The sequence below is a fragment of the Xanthomonas sp. DAR 34887 genome (assembly GCF_041245805.1).
In the GTDB taxonomy this organism is placed as follows: Bacteria; Pseudomonadota; Gammaproteobacteria; order Xanthomonadales; family Xanthomonadaceae; genus Xanthomonas_A; species Xanthomonas_A tesorieronis.
Genome location: NZ_CP162490.1, coordinates 4,272,081 through 4,293,270 on the forward strand (window position 1 = coordinate 4,272,081; position 21,190 = coordinate 4,293,270).

16 protein-coding genes and 1 riboswitch are annotated in these 21,190 nt (G+C 69.8%); of the genes, 5 read left to right on the top strand and 11 right to left on the bottom strand.

The annotated features are described in order from the left end of the window. Window positions 1–86 precede the first annotated feature (86 nt). The gene (locus AB3X08_RS18220) at window positions 87–686 is read right to left on the bottom strand and encodes a riboflavin synthase (RefSeq protein ID WP_369934157.1); all 600 of its coding nucleotides are present in this window, start codon (window positions 684–686) and stop codon (window positions 87–89) included. A gap of 78 nt (window positions 687–764) precedes the next feature. After that, a riboswitch (FMN riboswitch) is annotated at window positions 765–938 on the bottom strand. A 217-nt stretch (window positions 939–1,155) separates the two neighbouring features. Here AB3X08_RS18220 and AB3X08_RS18225 point away from each other — a divergent pair. Next, entirely contained in the window at window positions 1,156–1,779 is a 624-nt protein-coding gene (locus AB3X08_RS18225; RefSeq protein WP_369934158.1) for an outer membrane beta-barrel protein, read from the top strand. A 90-nt stretch (window positions 1,780–1,869) separates the two neighbouring features. Here AB3X08_RS18225 and ribD read toward each other — a convergent pair whose 3' ends face one another. From ribD to AB3X08_RS18255, 6 genes are all read right to left on the bottom strand, one after another. Further along, on the bottom strand, window positions 1,870–2,979 hold the full coding sequence (ribD, locus tag AB3X08_RS18230; protein WP_369934159.1) for a bifunctional diaminohydroxyphosphoribosylaminopyrimidine deaminase/5-amino-6-(5-phosphoribosylamino)uracil reductase RibD: 1,110 nt from the start codon (window positions 2,977–2,979) through the stop codon (window positions 1,870–1,872). Between the two features lie 11 nt (window positions 2,980–2,990). After that, window positions 2,991–3,482 (bottom strand): GNAT family N-acetyltransferase, encoded by a 492-nt coding sequence (locus tag AB3X08_RS18235; RefSeq protein WP_369934160.1) that lies wholly within the window; start codon window positions 3,480–3,482, stop codon window positions 2,991–2,993. A 7-nt stretch (window positions 3,483–3,489) separates the two neighbouring features. Continuing rightward, on the bottom strand, window positions 3,490–4,020 hold the full coding sequence (nrdR, locus tag AB3X08_RS18240) for a transcriptional regulator NrdR (protein ID WP_369934161.1): 531 nt from the start codon (window positions 4,018–4,020) through the stop codon (window positions 3,490–3,492). Between the two features lie 106 nt (window positions 4,021–4,126). Further along, window positions 4,127–5,380 (bottom strand): serine hydroxymethyltransferase, encoded by a 1,254-nt coding sequence (glyA, locus tag AB3X08_RS18245; protein ID WP_369934162.1) that lies wholly within the window; start codon window positions 5,378–5,380, stop codon window positions 4,127–4,129. A 123-nt stretch (window positions 5,381–5,503) separates the two neighbouring features. Then, complete coding sequence (locus tag AB3X08_RS18250) at window positions 5,504–5,962, bottom strand: RcnB family protein (RefSeq protein WP_369934163.1); 459 nt, start codon at window positions 5,960–5,962, stop codon at window positions 5,504–5,506. A 178-nt stretch (window positions 5,963–6,140) separates the two neighbouring features. Beyond that, window positions 6,141–7,079: a helix-turn-helix transcriptional regulator gene (locus tag AB3X08_RS18255; protein ID WP_369934164.1), complete on the bottom strand. Its 939-nt coding sequence runs from the start codon at window positions 7,077–7,079 to the stop codon at window positions 6,141–6,143. A gap of 109 nt (window positions 7,080–7,188) precedes the next feature. Here AB3X08_RS18255 and AB3X08_RS18260 point away from each other — a divergent pair, with 109 nt between their 5' ends. Continuing rightward, the gene (locus tag AB3X08_RS18260; RefSeq protein ID WP_369934165.1) at window positions 7,189–8,673 is read left to right on the top strand and encodes an MFS transporter; all 1,485 of its coding nucleotides are present in this window, start codon (window positions 7,189–7,191) and stop codon (window positions 8,671–8,673) included. Between the two features lie 146 nt (window positions 8,674–8,819). Continuing rightward, on the top strand, window positions 8,820–10,481 hold the full coding sequence (gene ettA, locus AB3X08_RS18265) for an energy-dependent translational throttle protein EttA (protein WP_369934166.1): 1,662 nt from the start codon (window positions 8,820–8,822) through the stop codon (window positions 10,479–10,481). Between the two features lie 233 nt (window positions 10,482–10,714). Here ettA and def read toward each other — a convergent pair whose 3' ends face one another. Continuing rightward, window positions 10,715–11,230: a peptide deformylase gene (def, locus tag AB3X08_RS18270; protein WP_369934167.1), complete on the bottom strand. Its 516-nt coding sequence runs from the start codon at window positions 11,228–11,230 to the stop codon at window positions 10,715–10,717. Window positions 11,231–11,819: 589 nt separating this feature from the next. Here def and AB3X08_RS18275 point away from each other — a divergent pair. Together AB3X08_RS18275 and AB3X08_RS18280 are read left to right on the top strand one after the other, a co-directional pair. After that, the gene (locus AB3X08_RS18275) at window positions 11,820–12,260 is read left to right on the top strand and encodes an IS110 family transposase (protein WP_369934169.1); all 441 of its coding nucleotides are present in this window, start codon (window positions 11,820–11,822) and stop codon (window positions 12,258–12,260) included. Beyond that, window positions 12,164–12,721 (top strand): transposase, encoded by a 558-nt coding sequence (locus tag AB3X08_RS18280; RefSeq protein ID WP_369934171.1) that lies wholly within the window; start codon window positions 12,164–12,166, stop codon window positions 12,719–12,721. The genes AB3X08_RS18275 and AB3X08_RS18280 overlap by 97 nt, the downstream gene beginning before the upstream one ends. 452 nt (window positions 12,722–13,173) lie before the next feature. On the opposite strand, the gene AB3X08_RS18285 is transcribed toward AB3X08_RS18280, so the two are convergent. From AB3X08_RS18285 to bcsB, 3 genes are read right to left on the bottom strand one after another with little or no spacing between them, the layout of a single operon-like run. Further along, window positions 13,174–17,679 carry a cellulose synthase subunit BcsC-related outer membrane protein gene (locus tag AB3X08_RS18285; protein WP_369934172.1) on the bottom strand — a complete coding sequence of 1,502 codons (4,506 nt, stop codon included), beginning with the start codon at window positions 17,677–17,679 and terminating at the stop codon, window positions 13,174–13,176. Then, window positions 17,667–18,830 carry a cellulose synthase complex periplasmic endoglucanase BcsZ gene (gene bcsZ, locus AB3X08_RS18290; protein ID WP_369934174.1) on the bottom strand — a complete coding sequence of 388 codons (1,164 nt, stop codon included), beginning with the start codon at window positions 18,828–18,830 and terminating at the stop codon, window positions 17,667–17,669. The genes AB3X08_RS18285 and bcsZ overlap by 13 nt, the downstream gene beginning before the upstream one ends. Then, entirely contained in the window at window positions 18,827–21,148 is a 2,322-nt protein-coding gene (bcsB, locus tag AB3X08_RS18295; RefSeq protein ID WP_369934175.1) for a cellulose biosynthesis cyclic di-GMP-binding regulatory protein BcsB, read from the bottom strand. The genes bcsZ and bcsB overlap by 4 nt, the downstream gene beginning before the upstream one ends. Window positions 21,149–21,190 lie beyond the last annotated feature (42 nt).

Sequence of the window (21,190 nt, forward strand, 5' to 3'; positions counted from 1 at the left end):
ATGAGGGACTCGCAGAAAAACGGAAGGCGCCGCGCGCCGCCGCGGGCAGCGGCGACGGCACGGCAAAAGGGGCGGTGCGGCGCAGGTCAGTCCTGGCGGCCTTGCAGCAGGCGTTCGACGTAGCGCGCGACCAGGTCGATCTCCAGGTTCACCGCCGCGCCGACCACGGTATGCGCGAACGCGGTGTTCGCCACCGTGTGCGGGATCAGCGCCACCTCGAAGCCGGCAGCGTCCACGTCGTTGACGGTCAGGCTGACCCCGTCCACGCAGATCGAGCCCTTCTTGGCGATGTAGCGCAGCAGCGCCGGCGGCGCGGCGAAGCGCCAGCGCTGCGCGCGCGCGTCCTCGTGGATCGACAGCACGCTGCCGAGACCATCGACATGGCCGCTGACCAGATGCCCGCCGAGCCGGTCGCTCGGGCGCATCGCCCGCTCCAGGTTCAGCACCGCGCCTTCGGCGAGCGCGCCGAGCGTGGTCAGGGACAGGGTCTCGGTGGACGCATCGGCCTGGAACGATGCCGCGTCGAAGGCGACGACGGTCAGGCACACGCCGTTGACCGCGATGCTCTCGCCGAGCTGCACGTCGGCGAACGGCAGGCTGCCGGTGGAGAAGGTGAAGCGGAGATCGCCGCCCTGCGGCTGGCGCGCGGCCAGGCGGCCGACGCCTTCGATGATTCCGGTGAACATAAACGTTTCTCGCAAAAATGGTGAGCGAAAAACGCCACAAGGCATACAGGCGCGCGCACAGCCGCAAGGCTGCGCGAAGGCCGTCTTCTTTCATCCGGACTATACCGTCGGCTCCGGCATCGGACCGGATCTGCTGACCTTGCGCCTCCGCGCCAGCAGCTACCTGCCGGCCCGACGACCCAAGCGCTCGCGGGCTCGTGCGCGAACGCACCTACCGCCGGTGGGGAATCGCACCCCGCCCTGAAGACGTTTGTGGTTGCCGGCGAACCGGCGTGCGCATTCTAGCAGCGGCATGCACCGCAGCGCGGCCGAGGGGCGCGCCACTGGCAGGACGCTGCGTCGTGTCGGGAAATTCCCGATGGCCCGCCATGTGAAGAATAAGTTAAGGTCCGCGCCGCGACAGGACACGTCGCTTTTTCGCCTCGCAACGAGGCGAAGACACGGACATCAATTCGGAGAGAAACACCCAATGCGCAACACCCTGATTCTGGCTGCCATGCTGGCGGCCGCACCGTTTGCCGCCCATGCCGAAGGCCTGAGCTACAGCTACGTCGAAGGCGGCTGGAACCGTACCGACATCAACGTCGACGAGACGTCCGAGGACATCGACGGCGGCTACCTGCGCGGTTCCTGGCAGATCGCCGAGCCGGTGTACGTGTTCGCCGGCTATCAGCGCGACAGCGACGATTTCACCGTCGCCACGCTCTACTCCAGCAAGGTCACCGTGCAGCAGGCCAGCCTGGGCATCGGCTACCGCCAGGAAATGACCGAGCGCGTGGACTTCACCGCCGACGTCAGCGTGCTGCGGGTGAAGGCCGAGGCCGATCTGCGCGAAAACGGCCGCCGTCTGGCCCGCGCATCCGACTCCAACACGCTGGGCACGATCAACGTCGGCCTGCGCGGCAAGCCCTCCCCGCGTACCGAAGCCTGGGTGAAGGCCGGCTACATCGACGGCAGCGACGTGGACCAGGGCGAGTTCGTCGGCACCGTCGGCGGCCAGGTCAACTTCACCCGCACCTGGGGCCTGGTCGGCGAAGTGGAGTTCATCGACAACGCCAACCAGTACAAGGTCGGCGTGCGCGCCAGCTTCTGATCCGGCGCGTCGCGCCGTGATCGCGCGAAGGGCACGCATGCGCATACCGCATGCGTGCCCTTCGTATTTGTGGATCTGCCGCCGCCGCGCTCAGCGCGTCGCGGGCGTGTAGCGCAAGCGCAGATCCTGCCCCAGTTGCGCCACGTCGCGCAGCTGCAGCTCCTGACGCTGCGCCATCGTGTCGATGCCCAGCCCGGCCAGCAGCGGACGTGCGGCATCGCCGAGCAGCAGCGGCGCCAGGTACAGCAACAGCTCGTCGGCCAGGCCGGCGCGCAGCAGCGCGCCGCTCAGGGTCGCGCCGGCCTCGACCTGCACCTCGTTGATGCCGCGCGCGGCGAGCAGTTGCAGCACCGCGTGCAGATCGAAGCGGCCCGCCTGCAACGCGACTTCAGCGAACTCGACCCCAGGCAGCGATGGTGGCGCCATGCCCGGCGCATGCAAATACAGGGTCGGCGCTGCCGCATCGCGCACCTTGGCCTGCTGCAGCGTGCGCAGCTGCGCATCCAGCACCACGCGCAACGGCGGCACGGCCTCGGCGCCATCGCCCAGGCGTACCGTCAGCGACGGATCGTCGGCCAGCACGGTGCCGGCGCCGGTGAGGATCGCCCCGGCGCGCGCGCGCCAGCGCTGCACGTCCTGGCGCGCGGGCGCGCCGGTGATCCACTTCGACTCGCCGCTGGCCAGCGCGGTGCGCCCATCCAGGCTGGCGCCGAGCTTGATCCGCAGCCACGGCCGGCCGCGTTCCACGCGCGATAGGAAACCGCGATTCAACGCGCGCGCCTGCGCGTCCATCAGCCCGGAGCGAACCTCGATGCCGGCCTCGCGCAGCAGCGCGAAACCACCGCCGTTGACCTGCGGAAACGGATCGGCCATCGCCGCCACCACCCGTGTCACCCCGGCCTCGATCAGCGCCAGCGCGCACGGCGGGGTGCGCCCGTAGTGCGCGCAGGGCTCCAGGGTCACGTAGGCGGTGGCGCCGCGCGCGCGCGCGCCGGCATCGCGCAACGCGAACACCTCCGCATGCGGGCCGCCGGCACGCTGGTGGAAGCCCTCGCCCACCACCTCGCCGTCGCGCACGATCACGCAGCCGACCATCGGATTGGGGCGCGTGGTGTAGGCGCCGCGCTCGGCCAGGCGCAGCGCCTGCGCCATGTGCCGATGATCGTCGGCGGAGAATTCGCTCATGACGTCCGCGCTCATGACGTCCGGGCTCATGCGGTCTGCGCTGCTGCCGCCAGCGTGCCGGCGTCGATACGCATCACCGTCACCTGCAGCGGCCCCAACGGCAGCTGCACATGCGGCTGCCAGCCCAGGCCTTCGTAGTACGGCACCAAGCGCGGTTCGCAATACAGGTACAGCGGGCCCGGCTGCAACCGCGCCGCAGCCTGCACGCAATGCGCGACCAGTCGCGCGCCGACGCCGCCGCTGCGCGCCTGCGGGCGCACGTACAGCGTCGCCAGCCACGGCGAGAACTGGCGGATGCGCGCATCGTCGTTCTGCAGCAGGCTGACCGAGCCCAGCCAGTCGTCGCCGTCCAGCGCGATCCAGCTGGTCGGGATGCGGCTGTCGCAGCGATGGCTGCGCAGATCGGCTTCGGCCTCGACCACGCTCCACTCCGGCAGCAGCTCGCCGAAGGCCTGCAGATGTTCGCGGGCCAATGCGGAAATATGCTGCGACGCCTCGGCCAGGCAAACGATGCGCATGCCGCTCTCAGCGCTTGCCGGACTTGTCGCCCGGCTTGTCGGCGCGGACCAGGTCCAGCAGCGGCAACTGCTCGCTGCCCACCGGCAATTCGCGCTCGAGCTTCTCGATCTCCTCGCGGAAATCGGCCACGTCCTGGAAGCTGCGGTACACCGAGGCGAAACGCACGTAGCCGACGTGGTCCAGCTTGCGCAGTTCGGCCATCACGTATTCGCCGACCCGGATCGACGGCAATTCGCGCTCGCCCGACATGCGCAGCTGGTGCACCACCGCGCGCACCGCCGCCTCGATCTGCTCCTCGGACACCGGCCGCTTCTGCAACGCGCGGTCGAAGCTGGTGCGCAGCTTGCGCGCATCGAAGGCCTCGCGGCCGCCATCGCTCTTGATCACCGTCGGCAGCTTCAGCTCGATCGTCTCCAGCGTGCTGAACCGCTCGCCGCACGCCTCGCACTCGCGGCGGCGACGGATCGTCGCGCCGTCCTCGGACACGCGCGAGTCGATCACGCGGGTATCGGTGTGCTGGCAGAAGGGGCAGTGCATTCAGAGTGCCGGGATTGGGGATTGGAGATTGGGGATTCGGAAACGTGCGGGTCCACGGGAATGGCCGTTGGCCAATCCCGAATCCCCATTCCCGAATCCCCGCCTCTCAGCCATACACCGGATACTTGCGGCACTGCGCGGTCACCGCGTCGCGCACGCGGGCGATGACCGCTTCGTCGGCGGGGGCGTCGAGCACGTCGGCGATCCAGTTGGCCAGGTCGATGCTGTCCTGCTCCAGGTAGCCGCGGGTGGTGATGGCCGGGGTGCCCAGGCGCAGGCCCGAGGTCACGAACGGCGAGCGCGGATCGTTGGGCACCGAGTTCTTGTTGACGGTGATGTGCGCCTTGCCCAGCGCCGCTTCCGCATCCTTGCCGGACACGTCCTTGCCGATCATGTCCACCAGCATCAGATGGTTCTCGGTGCCGCCGGAGACGATCTTGTAGCCGCGCGCGATCAGGGTCTTGGCCATCGCCTGGGCGTTCTTCACCACCTGCTGCTGGTAGGTGGCGAACTCCGGCTCCAGCGCTTCCTTGAACGCCACCGCCTTGGCTGCGATCACGTGCATCAGCGGACCGCCCTGGATGCCCGGGAACACGATCGACTGCAGCTTCTTGACCAGGTCCTCGCTCGCGCCCTTGGCCAGGATGATGCCGCCGCGCGGGCCGCGCAGGGTCTTGTGGGTGGTCGAGGTGACCACGTGCGCGTGCTCCAGCGGGCTCGGATACACGCCGGCGGCGACCAGCCCGGCCACGTGCGCCATGTCCACGAACAGCACCGCATCGACCTTGTCGGCGATGGCGCGGAAGCGCGCCCAGTCGATCTTCTGCGAATACGCGGAGAAACCGGCCACGACCATCTTCGGCTTGTGCTCCAGCGCCAGCCGCTCGACCTCGTCGTAATCGATCAGGCCCTGCTCGTTCACGCCGTACTGCACCGCGTTGAACAGCTTGCCGGACGCGTTGACCTTGGCGCCGTGGGTGAGGTGGCCGCCATGGGCCAGCGACATGCCCAGGATGGTGTCGCCGGGCTGCAGCAGCGCCAGGTACACCGCCTGGTTGGCCTGCGAACCGCTGTGCGGCTGTACGTTCGCGTAGTCCGCACCGAACAGCTGCTTGACCCGGTCGATCGCCAGCTGCTCGGCGATATCGACGAACTCGCAGCCGCCGTAGTAGCGCTTGCCCGGGTAGCCCTCGGCGTACTTGTTGGTCAGCTGGCTGCCCTGGGCTTCCATCACCAGCGGGCTGCAATAGTTCTCGCTGGCGATCAGCTCGACGTGGTCTTCCTGGCGACCGGCTTCGGCGGCGATGGCCTGGGCCAGTTCGGGATCGTAGGTTTCGATGCGGGCGGCACGCGGGAACATCGGGTCTCCAGGGGGCATGGACAAAAGGCAGACCGCTAGTTTAAGCCCCGCGCAGGGCCGGCGGCGAACCAAAACGACGACGGCCTCCCGAAGGAGGCCGTCGTGGCGTGCCGTGTGGCCCGATCAGCGGCCGTTGAGCACCAGGTCGGCGATGATGCCGCTGGCAATGGCGACCATCAGCAGATTGCCGCGGTCGTCGCGCACCCAGCGGTAGCCGTACGGCGGGCGTCGCACCTGGTAGCGGTCGTAGTCGTAGACCACGTAGTTGGGACCGTAGTAGCGCTGGCCGCGCGCCCACGGCGGCGGGCCGGGAGGGCCCGGACGGTAGTAGACGACGTCCGGGCGGCTGCGGTAACCATCGCGGTAGCCCTGGCTGTAGTAGCGGCGGTCGTCGTGGCGTTCGCGCTCGCGCCAGTAACGGTCGCGATCGCGCCGGTCGTAGTCGCGGCGGTCGTGATCGCGGTCGTGCCAGCCGCGCGGATCGCGGTCGTCCCAGCCGTCGCGGGCGTACGCCGCGGGCGCCATGAAACCCAGCGCCAGCAGGGACGAAAGGGCAAGGGTGGCAATGCGTTTGATGTTCATGGCTGCTCCGTCACTTTTGGTGTCACGACTGCATTAATGCGCTGTGCGTCTGAACCGCTTCCTGCTGGAAACGGTTACGTATTCAGCTTTACCGAAACGGGTAAGCGCGCATTACGTTTCGGCACGTTTGTCCGGTCCACAGCGGCATTTCCGCAGGCTTGTTTCCCCGCGGCGACGCTCAGTGGCGCTGCGCCGGTGCGGCCACCTCGGTCGATTGCGCATGCAGCTGCAGCAACGCGGCCCGCGCCGCCTCGTCGGCAGGCAGGTACACCACCAGCCGATTGCCGTTGCGCGGCGCCGACCACCAGTTGACCTGCTGCAGCTGCAGTTCGCCCAGCTGCGGGTGGTGGAAGCGCTTGAGCTGGTTTTCCACCCCGCGCACCTCGCGCCGCTGCTGCCACAGATCATCGAACTCCGGCGAGGCGGCGCGATAGCGCGCCAGCAGGCGCTCCCAGGCTGGTTCGCCGAGATGCTCGCCCATCGCCGCGCGCAACAGCGCCACCATGTGCTGCAAGACGTTGTCCTGATCGACCAGGCGGGCGCGCCAATGCGGGTTGGTGAACGCCTGGTAGACGCAGTTGCGGTCGGCTTCCGGCAGCTCCGCCAGGGTCACCCCCATCAGTCGCTCGAAGGCCGGATTGGCGCCGAGGATGTCGAAGCGCGGACTCTGCAGCATCGCCGGCCAAGGGCCGAGCTGATCGAGCAGCATGCGCCCGGTGTCGGTCAAGCGCTCGCACGGCGGCTGCAGCCGGGGCGCCGCATCGCCCAATCCGGCCAGCGCCAGCACGTGGCCGGTTTCCACATCCGAACACTGCAGGGCGGTGGCGATCGCGGTCAGCACCCGCGCCGAGGCGCGCACCGGACGCCCCTGTTCGAGCCAGGTGTACCAGGTGACGCCGACATCGGCCAGCGCAGCCACCTCCTCGCGTCGCAGGCCCGGCGTGCGGCGCCTGCCGACACGCGGCACGCCCAGCCGCGCCGGATCCAGGCTCTCGCGGCGCGCCCGCAGGAAAGCGCCGAGCGCACGCGCACGTTCGACCGCCAGCGCGGGGCCATGCGCGGCATCGCTGCCGCCACCCGAGGCGTTGGCCATGGGATTCACCAGATCACCCGTCATTCGACCTCCTCCCTGCTTCATCGCGGCGCTCCGAGCCGCAGGCAGGGAGCGCCAATACCAGGATAAATAACTACTTGTACCAGTTTAAGCGCTTCCCATACTGCGCGCCATGACGACCTCCTGCGCTCCCACCGCCGCCCATTCCCTCGACCGCCTCGACCGGCAGCCGCCGGCATGCGCCAGCGCCTCGCCGCCGACGCTGGGCGCCTGGGGCCTGGCGATCCTGCTGCTCGGGCAGATGCTGCCGCTGATCGACTTTTCCATCATCAACGTCGCCCTGGGCTCCATCGCGCACACGCTGCATGCGTCGGCGACGGCGCTGGAGCTGATCGTGGCGGTGTACGGAGTGGCCTTCGCGGTGGGCCTGGCCGCAGGCGGGCGGCTGGGCGACAACCTGGGCCGGCGCCGGGTGTTCGCCGCCGGCGTGCTGCTGTTCGCGGTGGCCTCGCTGCTGTGCGGGCTGGCCGGATCGGTGGCCGCGCTGCTCGCAGGCCGCGTGCTGCAGGGCCTGGGCGCGGCGCTGGCGGTGCCGCAGATCCTCGCCACCATCCACGTCAGCCTGCGCGGCGCCGCGCATGCGCGGGCGCTGGCGCTGTACGGCTCGCTGGGCGGCATCGCCTTCGTCATCGGCCAAGTGCTGGGCGGCACCCTGGTCACCGCCGACATCGCCGGGTCCGGCTGGCGCGCCATCTTCCTGATCAACCTGCCGTTCTGCGTCCTGGCGCTGGCCGGCCTGCGCGCGGTGCCGGAGACGCGCGCCGTGCGGCGGATGCCGCCCGATCTGGCCGGCGCCGGGTTGCTGGGGCTGTTCCTGGTCTGTCTGCTGCTGCCGCTGGCGCTCGGCCCCACGCTGCACTGGTCGGCGCCATGCCTGGCGGCGCTGGCCGCCACGCTGCCCTTGCTGGCGGCGCTGGCCCGCACCGAAGCCTGGCAGCAGCGCCGTGGCCGCGTGCCGCTGCTGCCGCCGGCGCTGCTGCGCCTGCCCAGCGTGCGCTTCGCGCTGCTGCTGGGCGCGCTGTTCTTCACCTGCTGGAGCGGCTTCATGTTCGTGCTGGCGCTGACCCTGCAGTCGGGCGCCGGGCTGTCGCCGCTGCAGTCGGGCAATGCCTTCATCGTGCTCGGCGCGGCGTACTTCTGTTCGGCGCTGGTTAGTGCGCGCGGAGTGGCCCGGTTCGGGCTGCTGCCGGCGTTGCTGCTGGGCTGCACGGTGCAGATGCTGGGCCTGCTCGCGCTGGGGTGGACCTTGCACGTGGTCTGGCCGCATCCCGGCTGGCTGGCGCTGGCGCCGGCGACGGCGCTGATCGGCGCCGGACAGGCGTGGATCGTGGCCTGCTTCTACCGCATCGGCCTGTCGCAGGTGCCGACCGAGCATGCGGGCGCGGGCAGCGCCATGCTCTCCACCGTCCTGCAGGCGGCGATGGGTCTCGGCCCGGCGGCGCTGGGCGCGGTCTACGCGCATGCGCGCGGCGGCGGCAGCCTGGCGGCGATGCAGGCGGCATTGGGCAGCGAATGGCTGGCGATGCTGTTGCTGGTGGGCTGCACCTTGCTCTACAGGCAGCGCCAGCGCCACCTGATGCGCGCCGCGGCGAGCTGAACCTGGCCACTCCCGGCACCGCGTTGGCGACCGGCGCATGCAGGCCGGCAGCCGACGTGCCTGTGCCGGTGCCGCTATAATCCTGGGTATCCATTTCGCGCCTTCCGGCCTCGGCCGGCGGGCGTCCTGCGCCTTCCGGAGACCCCATGTCGCAATACATCTACACCATGAACCGGGTCAGCAAGACCGTGCCGCCCAAGCGCCAGATCATCAAGGACATCTCGCTGTCGTTCTTCCCGGGCGCGAAGATCGGCCTGCTCGGCCTCAACGGCGCCGGCAAGTCCACCGTGCTGAAGATCATGGCCGGCGTGGATACCGATTTCGAAGGCGAGGCGCGTCCACAGCCCGGCACCAAGGTCGGCTACCTGGCGCAGGAGCCGGAGCTGGACCCCAACAAGACCGTGCGCGAATCGGTCGAGGAAGGCGTAGGCGAAGTGCTGCAGGCGCAGGCCGCGTTGGAAGCGGTGTACGCCGCCTATGCCGAGGAAGGCGCCGATTTCGACGCGCTGGCCAAGGAACAGGAGCGCCTGGAGGCGATCCTCGCCGCCGGCGATGCGCACACCCTGGAGAACCAGCTCGACGTCGCCGCCGACGCGCTGCGCCTGCCGCCGTGGGACGCCAAGATCGCCAACCTGTCCGGCGGCGAGAAGCGCCGCGTCGCGCTGTGCCGGCTGCTGCTGCAGAAGCCGGACATGCTGCTGCTCGACGAACCGACCAACCACCTCGACGCCGAATCGGTGGAGTGGCTGGAGCAGTTCCTGGCGCGCTACACCGGCACCGTGGTCGCGGTGACCCACGATCGCTACTTCCTCGACAACGCCGCCGAGTGGATCCTGGAACTGGACCGCGGCCGCGGCATTCCGTGGAAGGGCAACTACACCGAGTGGCTGATGCAGAAGGACGAGCGCCTGAAGCAGGAAGACAATCAGGAAAAGGCCCGGCAGAAGGCGATCCAGAAAGAACTGGAGTGGGCGCGGCAGAACGCCAAGGGCGGCCGCTCCAAGGGCAAGGCGCGCCTGGCGCGGCTGGACGAATTGCAGTCGGTCGACTACCAGAAGCGCAACGAGACCAATGAAATCTTCATCCCGCCGGGCGAGCGCCTGGGCAACGCGGTGATGGAGTTCAAGAACGTCTCCAAGAAGTTCGGCGACCGCCTGCTGATCGACAACCTGTCGATGATCATCCCGCCGGGCGCGATCGTCGGCATCATCGGCCCCAACGGCGCCGGCAAGTCGACGCTGTTCAAGATGATCACCGGGCAGGAGAAGCCGGACTCGGGCGAGATCGTGGTCGGTCCGACCGTGCAGCTGTCGTACGTGGACCAGAGCCGCGACAAGCTGGAAGGCAACCACAACGTGTTCCAGGAGATTTCCGGCGGGCTGGACATCCTCAACATCAACGGCGTGGAGATCCAGTCGCGCGCCTACATCGGCCGCTTCAACTTCAAGGGCCAGGACCAGCAGAAGATGGTCGGCTCGCTGTCCGGCGGCGAACGCGGGCGTTTGCACATGGCCAAGACCCTGCTGCAGGGCGGCAACGTGCTGCTGCTCGACGAACCGTCCAACGACCTGGACATCGAGACGCTGCGCGCGCTGGAAGATGCGCTGCTGGAGTTCCCGGGCAACACCTTCGTGATCTCGCACGACCGCTGGTTCCTGGATCGCATCGCGACCCACATCCTGGCCTTCGAAGGCGACTCGCACGTGGAGTTCTTCCAGGGCAACTACCGCGAGTACGAGGCCGACAAGCGCCGGCGCATGGGCGACGACGCCGGCCCGAAGCGGCTGCGCTTCAAGGCGCTGAAGTAAGCCGCAGCGCGTTGCTGCAGCACCCGCCACGGCCCGCCTCGCGCGGGCCGTGTGCGTTTTGGCAACTGCTGCGGCTCGGACGCTCTCGGCCCGTGGAGACCTGTGGGAGCGGCTTCAGTCGCGACGGGCGTTACCGGTAATGCGTCGCGACTGAAGTCGCTCCCACAAAGAGCGCGGCACCGCAGGCGGCGCGGATCTCTGGCCTGCGCTGGCAGCGCCGGGCAGCCAGAGCGCTACAGTTCGTAGGACAGCACGTCCTCGAAGCCGAACTTGCCGAAGTCGCGGATCCGCGACGGGTACAGCCGGCCGATCAGGTGGTCGTGCTCGTGCTGCACCACCCGCGCATGGAAGCCTTGGGCCTCGCACACCACCGCGTTGCCGTCCGGATCCAGGCCGCGGTAGCGGATCTGCCGGTAGCGCGGAATCACCGCGCGCAGCCCGGGAATGGACAGGCAGCCTTCCCAGCCGTCCTCCAATTCGTCGGACAGCGGCTCGATCTGCACGTTGGCCAGCGCGGTGCGCGGCACCGGCGGCGCATCGGGATAGCGCGCGTTGCTGTCGAAGCCGAACACCATCAGTTGCAGGTCCACCGCGATCTGCGGCGCGGCCAGGCCGACGCCGCGCGCGGCGTCCATGGTCTCGAACATGTCGGCGACCAGGGCATGCAACTGCGTGCTGCCGAAATTGTCGACCGGCTGCGCGATGCGCAACAGGCGCGGGTCGCCCATGCGGATGATGTCGCGGATCATGTGCGGGCTCCTGGAGGGGGATGGCCGCGATTATCCGCCGTGGCGCGTGCGCGTGCAGCGGGGTAGCGGGATTGGGGCGTGCCCCGCCCCGCTCGTCGCCAGCAGCGGCCCGAACCCGGCGTCATCGGCGCGTGGCACGCGACAGGAAAAAGGATGCAGGCCCTGGCCGCGGTCGTACGCAAGCTCCCGGAATAGCAGCGAGGCACCAGCGAAGCCATGTGGGAGCGACTTGAGTCGCGACGGGCTTTACCGAGAAAGCCCGTCGCGACTGAATGGCGCCTTCAAAAACTTCAGTCCGAAAGCTCCAAGTTACGCTTGGCGACGGCTTGGCGTTTTTCTGTCGCGGCTGAAGCCGCTTGTGTCTGGAAGTTGGTCTACAGTTTGAGTGGAGAGCGATGTGCGGCACGCCGACAGGCCGCAGTGTTCGAGCACGTGTAGGAGCCAGGGCGGCCGCACATCGACCTCGTTGCCTAGCCCGAACAGTTGAACGAGCGCTCGCTCGAACTTCACAAGCGTGGGCAGCCACGAGGCAGCTCTCTCCTGTCCCTCAGTCTACCTAACGCTTATGCCTCTTTGGATTGGTCTGGATGTGGCCAAGGACACCTTGGCCGTTCACGTGCTTCCCCTGAACCAGTTGCTGTCCTTTCCCAATACCGCCCAGGGCCACCAGCGCCTGTGTGACCAGCTTGCCGGGCAGTGCGTCGGCAACGTGCTGCTGGAGGCCACCGGCGGCTACGAACGAGCGGTCATGAACGCCCTGGCCACGGCAGGCCTCCCGGTGACCCGGATCAATCCGCGCCGCGCGCGCGCGTTCGCCACGGCCTTGGGCACCATTGCCAAGACCGATCCGCTGGATGCGGCCTTGCTCGCGCGCATGGCCCAGCTGGTGCAAGCGCCCGCGCCGCCTTCCGATCCCTGCGCGAGCAACTGCGCATGCTGGTCCAGCGCCGCGAACAACTGGTCCAGCAGCGCGACGACGAGCGCCGTCGGTTGCATCAGGCGACCCTGGCCGTCGTGCGTGAGTGTCTGATCCAACAGATCGGCGACTTGCGTCGCCGTCTCCAGCGGATGAACCAGGCGATCAAGCAGGTGCAGCACCAGCTCGACGATGCACTGGCGCGCTCGCTGAGCGCGGTCCCTGGCATCGGCGAGGTCACCACGGCCAGCCTGATCGCCTACCTGCCCGAGTTGGGCACCCTGGACCGCCGCCAGATCGCGGCTCTGGTCGGCGTGGCGCCCTACAACGTGGACAGCGGCAAGCACCGTGGCAAACGCCGCATCCGCGGCGGGCGGGCCCCGATCCGACGGGTGCTCTACATGGCCTGTTGGAGCGGCGTGCGCACCCAAGCCTCCTTCAAGGAGCGCTATCACCAGCTACGGGCACGCGGCAAGCCCGCCAAGGTGGCCATCACCGCATGCATGCGCGTGCTGCTGATCCGCCTCAACGCCATGGCGCGTGATCGCACACCATGGCAAGAGGCAACCGGGTGAGAAGACAGTTGCTCCTACAAGAGCACGCGCGCATGTTGTAGGAGCGGCTTCAGCCGCGACAGGAGAGCGAAGCGACCGTGATGCCAAGACGTCCATGAAAAACGCGGCCGCAACGCCACCGCGTCTATCGCCAATGCGCCTTTGCCGCTCCATGGCATCTCGAACGTCTCGATGCCGGAACCTGCGGGCTGGGCGTGTCGGTGTCTCGCAAGTGCATGGATATGCTTTTGGGGGTTATCAGAGGTGTCCTTCAGTCGCGACAGGCTTTCTCGGTAAAGCCCGTCGCGACTGAAGTCGCTCCCACATGTACTGCATGCAACCTCGCATCTCGGACATGTCTGTCGCGGCTGAAGCCGCTCCTACAGGTGTTGCCGTGGCCATCCGACGCCTCAGCCAGCCTGTCGCGGCCGAAGCCGCGCCTGTGCCGGGCGCGTGCGCGTCCGGCTCGCGCCCTACTCGCCCACGTACGGCGAGGCCAGCACCTGCGGGCGGCGGCCGAGGCCGGCGCCGAGCCGGTCGAGCACGAAGCGCACGTAGAGGTTGGTGCTGAACTGGTTGTAGTCGCGGGCGTTGTTGAAGATCAGCCGCCCGCCCAGGAACAGCTGCGGGGCCAGCTGCCACTCGGCCGCGCCGGCGAGGTTGTAGGACACGCCGGTCTTGCTCTGCCCGGCGTAGACCGGCGCGGTGTAGGTGTCCACCAGGCCCAGCAGCGCGGCCAGCGACGCGGCGTCGTAGGCGTCCTGCTGCATCTGCGCGCTGGTCGGGAAGTAGTTGCTGTCGTCGCTTCGGAAATGCTGTACGCCGACGCTGGCATCCACGCTCCAGTTGACCTTGCGCCCGGACGAACGCCCGCTCCAGTGCACCGGAAAACCGAGATCGACGTAGTCCTGCGGGCTGAAGTAACCGCCCTGCCCGTAGGTGTAGCCGCTCAGGTTCTTGTCGTACTGCATCGCGGTCAGGTTGAGGCCGGCGGTCAGCGACTGGTTCTCGGTCTCCAGCGCGTGCACGTACACGCCCAGGTCCACCTGGCGGTGGTCGTTGTCGGCGACGTTGTGGCCGACCAGGCGATCGGCGGTCAGGTTGGCGTAGCCGCCGAGCAGGCCGTTGTCGAGCGTGGCCGACAGGCGCACGCCGTTGCTGGTCACGCCGCCCCAGCTGAGCCCGGCGCGGCCGTCGTCGACGCCGGCGAAGGACAGCAGGCTGTCGCTGACCGCGCGCCGGAACGCCTGGCCCGAGTAGGTCAGGTTTTCGCCGATCTGGCCGCGGTAGCCGACGCCGCCGACGATGCGCTGCTCGGGGAAGCCGATCGGGGTGCTGCCGAGGTCGGCCGCGAAGCCGCCGTGCTTGTACTTGACCGACACGCCGACGCCGCTGGCGTCCTGGTCCATGCGCCGCGAGGCCGAGCCATTGGCCGCCATCGTGTACAGCGCCTGGCTGAAGCCGGCCGGGGTCAGGCTGGCCGCAGTGGTATTGGCGGCCAGCGCCTGGAAGCGGGCGATGTCGGCCGCGCTGAGATCGGCGCTGCGCGAGGCGTCGCCGAGGATGTTGCTGGCCAGCGTGGCGATCGACACGTCGGCGGCGACGTTGCCGAGCAGGAACGCCGACAGCGGCTCGGCGTACAGCGCCTGCAGCGCCGCGGCCTCGCGCTGCGCGTTGGTCAGGCTGGCGTCGGTGTCGTTGTACAGCTCGTTGTACAGGCCGGTGTTCACCGCATAGGTGCGCAGCGCGTTGCGGGTGGCGTTGGTGTCGCCCTCGGTAAGCAGCAACTGGTACAGGTCGCTGCCGATCAGGTCGTTGATCGGCGTGCGGTCAGCGGCCAGCGCATCGCCCATCGCCGCGCTCGGGCCGGCGCCGAAACGGCTGGCGGTGGAATAGGCGCTGTCGAGCGTGCCGGCGTCGAGCAGGGTCGGAGTGACATCGACGCTGAGCTTGCCCTCGCCGACCGCGAATTCGCCGTGCAGCGGCACTTCCAGATCGTTCAACTTGCCCAGCCCGGCCTCGCCGTCGCGCGAACGGTAGGTGGCGCCGGCGGCCAGGCTGTCGCTGTTCTCCGACTGCACTTCGCGCAGTTCGTCGAGCACGGTGCCGGTGCGCGCCGGGGTGGCCAGCGCCTGCGCCTGGCGCGCGCTGCCGGTGACGGCGACGCGGTCGTCGGGATAGTAGGACGGGGCCACGCTGGCTGCGGCCGGCGCGCGCTGGCCCGGCACCGGCAGTGCCGCCAACTGCACGCCGGTGGCAGCGCTGGCGCTGGCCGGCGGCGGCAGGTCGTCGCCGCCGCTGGCGTAGGTCGTACCGGCCGTGGCCGGCATTGCCGGCAGCGCGGACTGGCCGGCCATGGCATAGGCCGGCGCCGGATAGCCGCCGCCCACGCTGTCGGAGACCACCGCCGGGCTGCGCGGCATGCGCCCGCTCATGCCGGCGAACGGGTTCAGCGGGCGCCCGGCGCCGGCGAAGGACGCCGGACCGTTGGCGGTCGGCAGGCCGTTGTCGTGCTGGCCGGCCTCGCGCGCCTGCGCCGCCAGCGCGGCGCGGAAATAGCTCTCGGCCTTGCGGCTCTTGCCGGCGCTGCGGTACACGCGGCCGGCGGCGCTCAGCACCGCCGGCGAATCCGGCGCCTGCGCCAGCGCGCGCTGCAGATAGTCCTCGGCGCTGTTCAGGTCGCGCAGCGCGGCGGCGGTGTTGGCCGCGGCGATCAACGTGTCCAGGTCGTTGGGCGATTGCTGCAGCTGCTGCTGGTACAGCACCAGCGCCTGGCGCTGGTCGCCGGCGGCGGCGTACAGCCGCGCCAGTGCCGCGACCGCCTTCGGATCCTGGTTCTGCTGCGCCAGCAGCGGCGCCAGCGCATCGTAGGCCGCTTCCAGATTGCCCAGCTCGCGCAAGGCATCCACCTGGCGCAGGGTGTAGCCGCTGCGCAGGGCCTGGTAGCGGCGCTGCTGTTCGGCGTTCATGTCGGTGTCGCGCAGCTGGCGCAGCGTGGCCGCCAGTTCGGCGTCCTGCTGCGCGCGCAGCAGCACGCTGGCGTACTGCAGCCGCGCCTCGGTGGTCGGGTTCTGCGCGACCAGGCGCTGCGCCAGGGTCAGCGCGCGCTGGTTGCTGCCGATGTCGGCGTAGGCGCCGGCCATCGACGCCAGCAGCGCCGGCTGCTCCAGCGCGCCGCCGAGCGCGGCCTCGGTGCGCGCCAGCAACAACTGCGCCTCGCCGGCGCGGCCCTGTTGCTGCAGCAGCCGCGCCTGCGCGGCCTGCTGCTCGATCCAGGCGGTGTTGCGCAGCGCGCTCATTTCCGCGGTCCGCGCCGCACTCGGGATGCGTTCCAGGCTGGCGTAGGCGCTGGCCCAGTCGCCGCGTTCCTGCGCCAGCAGCGCATTGGCGTACAGCGCCTCGGGCATGTCGCCGTGCACCGCGAGCAGCCCGTCCATCACGCTGCGCGCCTGGTCCGGGCGCCCGGCCTGCTGGTACAGCCGCGCCAGGTCCAGCCGCACCCACGGATCGCCGGGACGCTCGACCATCGCCGCTTCCAGTTCGCTCTGCGCCGAGACCGTGTCGCCGGCCTCCAGCGCCTGCTTGGCGCGGGCGCGCTGGACGTTGGAGCGCAGCGTGGCTTCGCCGCCGGCCTTTTCGCGCTGCGCCGGACTGAGCTTGGCGAACAGGGCGCTGGCTTCGTCGGCACGGCCCTGGCGGCTGTACAGGCCGATCAGGCCCTGCAGCGCGCCGGCGTTGTCGGCGCTCAGCGCCAGCGCCTGGCGGTAGCTGCGCTCGGCCGCGGCCGCATCGCTGGCCGCCTGCAGGTCGCCGAGCAGCACATAGCCGGTGGCTTCGTTCGGCTGCAACTTGAGCGATTGCTGGGTCAGGCGCAGCGCTTCGTCGCTGTCGCCGCGGCTGCGCGCGGCCTGCGCCTGCTGCAGTTGCAGCCAGTAGCGCGCGCTGTCCAGCGCCGAGCGCCACTTGCCGTTGCCGGCCGCGGCCGGACGCAGCAGTTCCTGCGCCTCGCCGAAGCGCTGCTGGCGCAAGCGCACCGAGCCCAGGCCGCCGAGCGCGTCGGCGTCGCGCGGACGCGCGCGCAGCACCTGGGTGAAGCGCTGCTCGGCCACGGCCAGGTTGCCGGCGTTGAGCGCCTTGAACGCTTCGCCGAGTTGTTCGCCGGCCGGGTCGCCGGCCTGCGCGGCGCGCTGCTCGCCGAGCTTGGTGGCCTTGGCGGCGACCTCGGCATCGTTCGGATTGGCCGCCAGGAACGCCTGGTACAGCGGCGCGTCGGCGTTGCCGGCATTGAGCCACAGCAGCGCCTGGCGCCAGGCCGCACGTGCCGGGCCGCCGACGTCGGGACGCTTGCTCATCGCGCTGAGCTGGGCGATGCCTTCGCGCCGCGACGGTTCGCGGTAGGTGAGCACCTGCGCCAGCGCCAGCGCGGCGGCGCCGTTGCTGGGTTGTGCGGCGACGAGACGGCGCAGGCCGTCGCGGGCGCCGTCCCAGCCCTGTGGGGTGCCGGCTAGCGCCTGGTAGTACTCCAGCGCGAGGTGGTCCGGCGGCGCCTTGCCGTCGAACAGCGCCTGGTACTCGCGCACCGCTTCCACGTAACGGCCGGCCGAGGCGGCGCGGCGCGCGTTGCGCAGGTTGATGTTGTCGCCGCTGCCGCCGATCGCCTGGCTCAGGCGCTGCGTCTGCGGCGCCTGCGGATGGGTCTGCTGCAGTTGCTGCAGGCGCTTGCGCGCCTCGCCCTGGCGGCCTTGCGCCAAATCGATCTGGGCCAGGCCGAGCAGCGCATCGGGCTGGTTGGGATCGACCCGCAGCAGCTTGCGCCAGGTGTCGGCGGCGAGATCGTCGCGGCCCTGGTCGTGCCAGTAGTTGCCCTGGCTGACCAGTTGCTGGGTGGCGTTGCCGGCCTGTGCGTGCGCGTTGCCGGCGAGCAGGCACAGATCGATCATGCCGGCCAGGTAGAGAGGCTTGAGTTTCATGCGGAACATTGGGTTCTCCAGGCGGGCTGCAGCAGGCCGTCTGCGGAAAAGCGATAGCGGTTATCGAGCCAGCCGCGCCCGAACAGGACCAGCACCCGATCGTAATAGGGAAGTTTCGCCGCGGCGGCGTCGCCGGGCGCGGGAATCTGTTGCGCCTGCGCCTTCAGCAGCAGCGGCTGGCGCAGCGCGCTCAGGTACGGCAGCAGCGCGGCGGCGAAGCCGGGCGGCGCGGTGCCGCTGCCCACGCCCAGGCGCGTGTCCACCTTCTCGCTGAAATGGCCCTGCGCCTGCAACTGCTGCAGCGGACCGGACAGATCCTCGAGCAGCGCCTTGCGCAGCGGCTCGCCGGCATCGAGCATGCCGGCCCACAGGTAGACGCGGACCGCGTCGTAGCTGCCCAGCGCGCCCTTGCCGGGATCGACCGCGAACGCGCGGCCGTCCCAGCCGATCCAGTCCGGAGCGAAACCGACCGGCGCGCTGTCGCGCAGCAGGCGTGCGCTGCGCTGCGCCAGCCCGGCCCACGGCCCTTTCGGATCGGCCGCGGCGAATCGGCGCAGCAGTTGGATCGGCAGGTAGCTGGGATTGAGCGTCCAGCGCGACGGCTTGGCGAAGCCGCGCATCGCCGGCAACAGCATGCCGCCGAAGCCGGGCAGTTCGGCCAGTTCGAGGCGCCGCACCAGCGCCAGCATCTGCATGCCGGCCTGGGTGTAGCCGGGCCGTTTCCACAGGCGCCCGGCCTCCAGCAGCACGTAGGCGATCCACAGGTCGGCGTCGCTGGCGGTGTTGTCGTCGAGTACGCGCCAGCTGCCGTCGTCGGCGCGGCCCCACAGCCAGGCCGGCAACACCTGTTGCGGGCGGCCGCCGCTGAGGTTGTGCCGGGTCCAGCCGAGCAGCCGGTCGAACAGCACCTGGTCGTTGGCGACCAGCGCGAAGAACAGCGCGTAGGACTGGCCTTCGGAGGTGCTGCGCTGATCGGCGTTGCTGAAATCGATCACCCGCCCGCTGTCGTCGATGTGCTTGGCGACGAAACCGCTCCACTCGCGCCACGGCGCGCACGCCGCGGCTGCGGCCGCGGCCGGCAATGCCGGCAGCAACGCCGCGGCGCCCGCGGCGAGCGCGCCGCCGAGCACGCGGCGGCGCTGTCGCGCATGCGGGGTCATTGCCCTTCCCGCAACCGTTGCGCCGAGTGCCGGCGCAGCACCACGCGCGCGGCCAGCGCCAGCAGCAGGCTCAACACCACCACTGCCAGGCCGAGCAGCAGCGGATGCTGCGAGAAATACCAGCGCGCCCAGGTCGGCAGCGGCAGATGGCCGACGTAATAGGTCTGGTTGCCGGCCAGGCTGCGGATCTTGCCCTGCTGCAGCAACACCACACTGCCCTGGAAATCCTTCAGCGTGGCCGGCTCGAACCAGGCGTCGAACAGCTGGCCGACGCTGGCCGGGTCCTCGGCCAGCAGCGCGACCACGCTGCGGCCGGGCTTGAGCGGCGACTCGAAGCCCATCAGCACCACATCGCCCGGCGCCGGCTTCACCGCCACTTCGGCGGTGGTGGGCAGGTCGGTGCGGCGCGCGTCGAAGGACAGGAAGCCGGGCAGCTTGTCCATCACCCAGTCGGTCATCGAGAAACGCCGGCCGTTGGCGCCGTCGCCGATCGGCAGGTGCTCGCTCCAGCGCTGGAACAGCGGCTGCGAGCGCGAGGAACCGAACACCAGCAGGTCGCTGTCGGCGTGCTGGTCCACTTCGCCGGCATGGATCAAGGTGGCGCGCAGCGCCGGATAGCCGGTGGAGGCGCCGAGCTTGCCGAGCAGGGTCAGCAGGTTCGACACGTCCTGGTCGCTGGCTTCGTCCGGCACCACGATGGTGGATTCGGACAGGTCGGCCAGGCGCGTGAACGGATAGCCGGCATTGCCGAACGCGGCCAGGTTCGGCATCGCCATGTAGTGATGGAACGAACTCAGGTCCACGCTCGAATCGGCGTCGATCGCGCCGGATACGTCGGGGAAGGTGTTCTTGCATTCGCCCGCCTGCGGGCGGTCGAAGAAGAAGTGGAAGCGCAGCTGGCTGTTGGCCGAGAACGGGCCGGTCGGCAGCAGCAGTTTCTGCTCCACCGGCATCGCGCCCTTGGCCTTGAGATCGTGCCACCACTGCAGCGGCAGCGATTCGGCGTAAGGGCGCCCGCTCAGCGGCAGCGTGGTGACGAAGGCATCGTTGATGCTGACGTTGAGCGCGGACTTGTTGCGCACATCCGGCACCGTGTAGCGGTAGCGCAGGTTGACCGGGATGCCGTCGCGCTGCCACACGAACAGGTCCGGCGGCAGCTGCAGGCCGACCCGGATCAGGTCCGGATGGTAGCCGCTGACATTGAGCTGCGAGGTCTGCGCGACCAGGTCGGCGAAGCGCACCGGACCCTCGCTGGAAATCCAGTTCGGCGCGTCGTAAGGCTTGCGCGGCTGCGCCTGCTTCAGCTCGCCGATCCTGGCCACGGCGCCGTTGAACGGCGTGCCCAGCGCCAGCGCGGTGGCGGCCTGCTGCAGGTCGTTGTCGTTGCGCCCGAGCACCAGCAGCAGCTTGCCGGCCGGGTCGCGCGGATTGGACACCACCGCCAGGGTCGGGCCGGCGATCTCGCCCAGGCCATTCTGCGCGGTGGCCAGTTCGACCGGCAGCGTGTTCGGGGTGGCGAACAGCACCGCGTTGCCGGTGGCCGGCACGTCGCCGATGGAGACGTTGAACAGCGCGCCGCGGTAACCGGCCTGCGCGCCGAACCACGAGGACACGATGCCGGCGCTGCGCAGCGTGGCCAGGTCCGGGCGCTGCGGGAACACGAACGGCAGTTCCAGCCGGCGCGTGTCGCGCTTGTCGTAGAACGGCACCGGCAGCAGCGCCAGGTCGTTGGCCAGCACCAGCGGCGTGGTGCTCAGCGACAGCCGCGTGGCCGGGTCGATGTTCGCCCACAGGCTGGTGTGGTCGGGGTCCTCGCATTCGCGGGTGTAGTGGCCGATCAGCTGCAGGTTGAGCTGGTTGTAGTCGCTGACCAGGCGCGGATCGATCGGCACGTCGGTCTGCTGCAGCTTGCCGGCGTTCTCGCGGGTCACCGGGATGGTCGCCACGGTGACGCCGTTGACGGTGACCTTCAGGTGCGACAGCTCCGGCAGCAGCGCCGGCGAGTAGCTGTAGCTCAGGTGCAGCGTCGCCGCCTCGACTACCTCGTCGGTGCGCGCGCTGAACGACACGCCGGCGCTGCCCTGGATGCCGCGCAGGGTGATTTCGTAGTCCATGCCGAGCTGCTTCAGCGTCGCCGAGCGCTCCTGCACGCCCAGCGTCGGCGCGGCGGGCGCCGGCGCTGCAGGCTGCGGCGCGGCGCCGGCGCCGGCGCCGGCAGTGGCTGGTGCCGCCGGCGTGGCGGGAAGCGTGGGTTCCTGCGCCAGCGCCAGGCCGGACAAAATGGTGAGGCAGCACGCGGCCAAGGCAGGTAGACGCATCGAGGGCAACCGGAAGAAGGAGGAAAGGGAAGACGGAGACAC

Coding starts and splice junctions, on each gene's coding strand:
- def (WP_369934167.1), bottom strand. CDS start 11,230: ATGATCCGCGACATCATCCGCATGGGCGACCCGCGCCTGTTGCGCATC.
- AB3X08_RS18255 (WP_369934164.1), bottom strand. CDS start 7,079: ATGACGGGTGATCTGGTGAATCCCATGGCCAACGCCTCGGGTGGCGGC.
- bcsZ (WP_369934174.1), bottom strand. CDS start 18,830: ATGACCCCGCATGCGCGACAGCGCCGCCGCGTGCTCGGCGGCGCGCTC.
- AB3X08_RS18220 (WP_369934157.1), bottom strand. CDS start 686: ATGTTCACCGGAATCATCGAAGGCGTCGGCCGCCTGGCCGCGCGCCAG.
- AB3X08_RS18280 (WP_369934171.1), top strand. CDS start 12,164: ATGCTGGTCCAGCGCCGCGAACAACTGGTCCAGCAGCGCGACGACGAG.
- ribD (WP_369934159.1), bottom strand. CDS start 2,979: ATGAGCGCGGACGTCATGAGCGAATTCTCCGCCGACGATCATCGGCAC.
- AB3X08_RS18260 (WP_369934165.1), top strand. CDS start 7,189: ATGACGACCTCCTGCGCTCCCACCGCCGCCCATTCCCTCGACCGCCTC.
- glyA (WP_369934162.1), bottom strand. CDS start 5,380: ATGTTCCCGCGTGCCGCCCGCATCGAAACCTACGATCCCGAACTGGCC.
- ettA (WP_369934166.1), top strand. CDS start 8,820: ATGTCGCAATACATCTACACCATGAACCGGGTCAGCAAGACCGTGCCG.
- AB3X08_RS18250 (WP_369934163.1), bottom strand. CDS start 5,962: ATGAACATCAAACGCATTGCCACCCTTGCCCTTTCGTCCCTGCTGGCG.
- AB3X08_RS18285 (WP_369934172.1), bottom strand. CDS start 17,679: ATGTTCCGCATGAAACTCAAGCCTCTCTACCTGGCCGGCATGATCGAT.
- AB3X08_RS18235 (WP_369934160.1), bottom strand. CDS start 3,482: ATGCGCATCGTTTGCCTGGCCGAGGCGTCGCAGCATATTTCCGCATTG.
- bcsB (WP_369934175.1), bottom strand. CDS start 21,148: ATGCGTCTACCTGCCTTGGCCGCGTGCTGCCTCACCATTTTGTCCGGC.
- AB3X08_RS18225 (WP_369934158.1), top strand. CDS start 1,156: ATGCGCAACACCCTGATTCTGGCTGCCATGCTGGCGGCCGCACCGTTT.
- nrdR (WP_369934161.1), bottom strand. CDS start 4,020: ATGCACTGCCCCTTCTGCCAGCACACCGATACCCGCGTGATCGACTCG.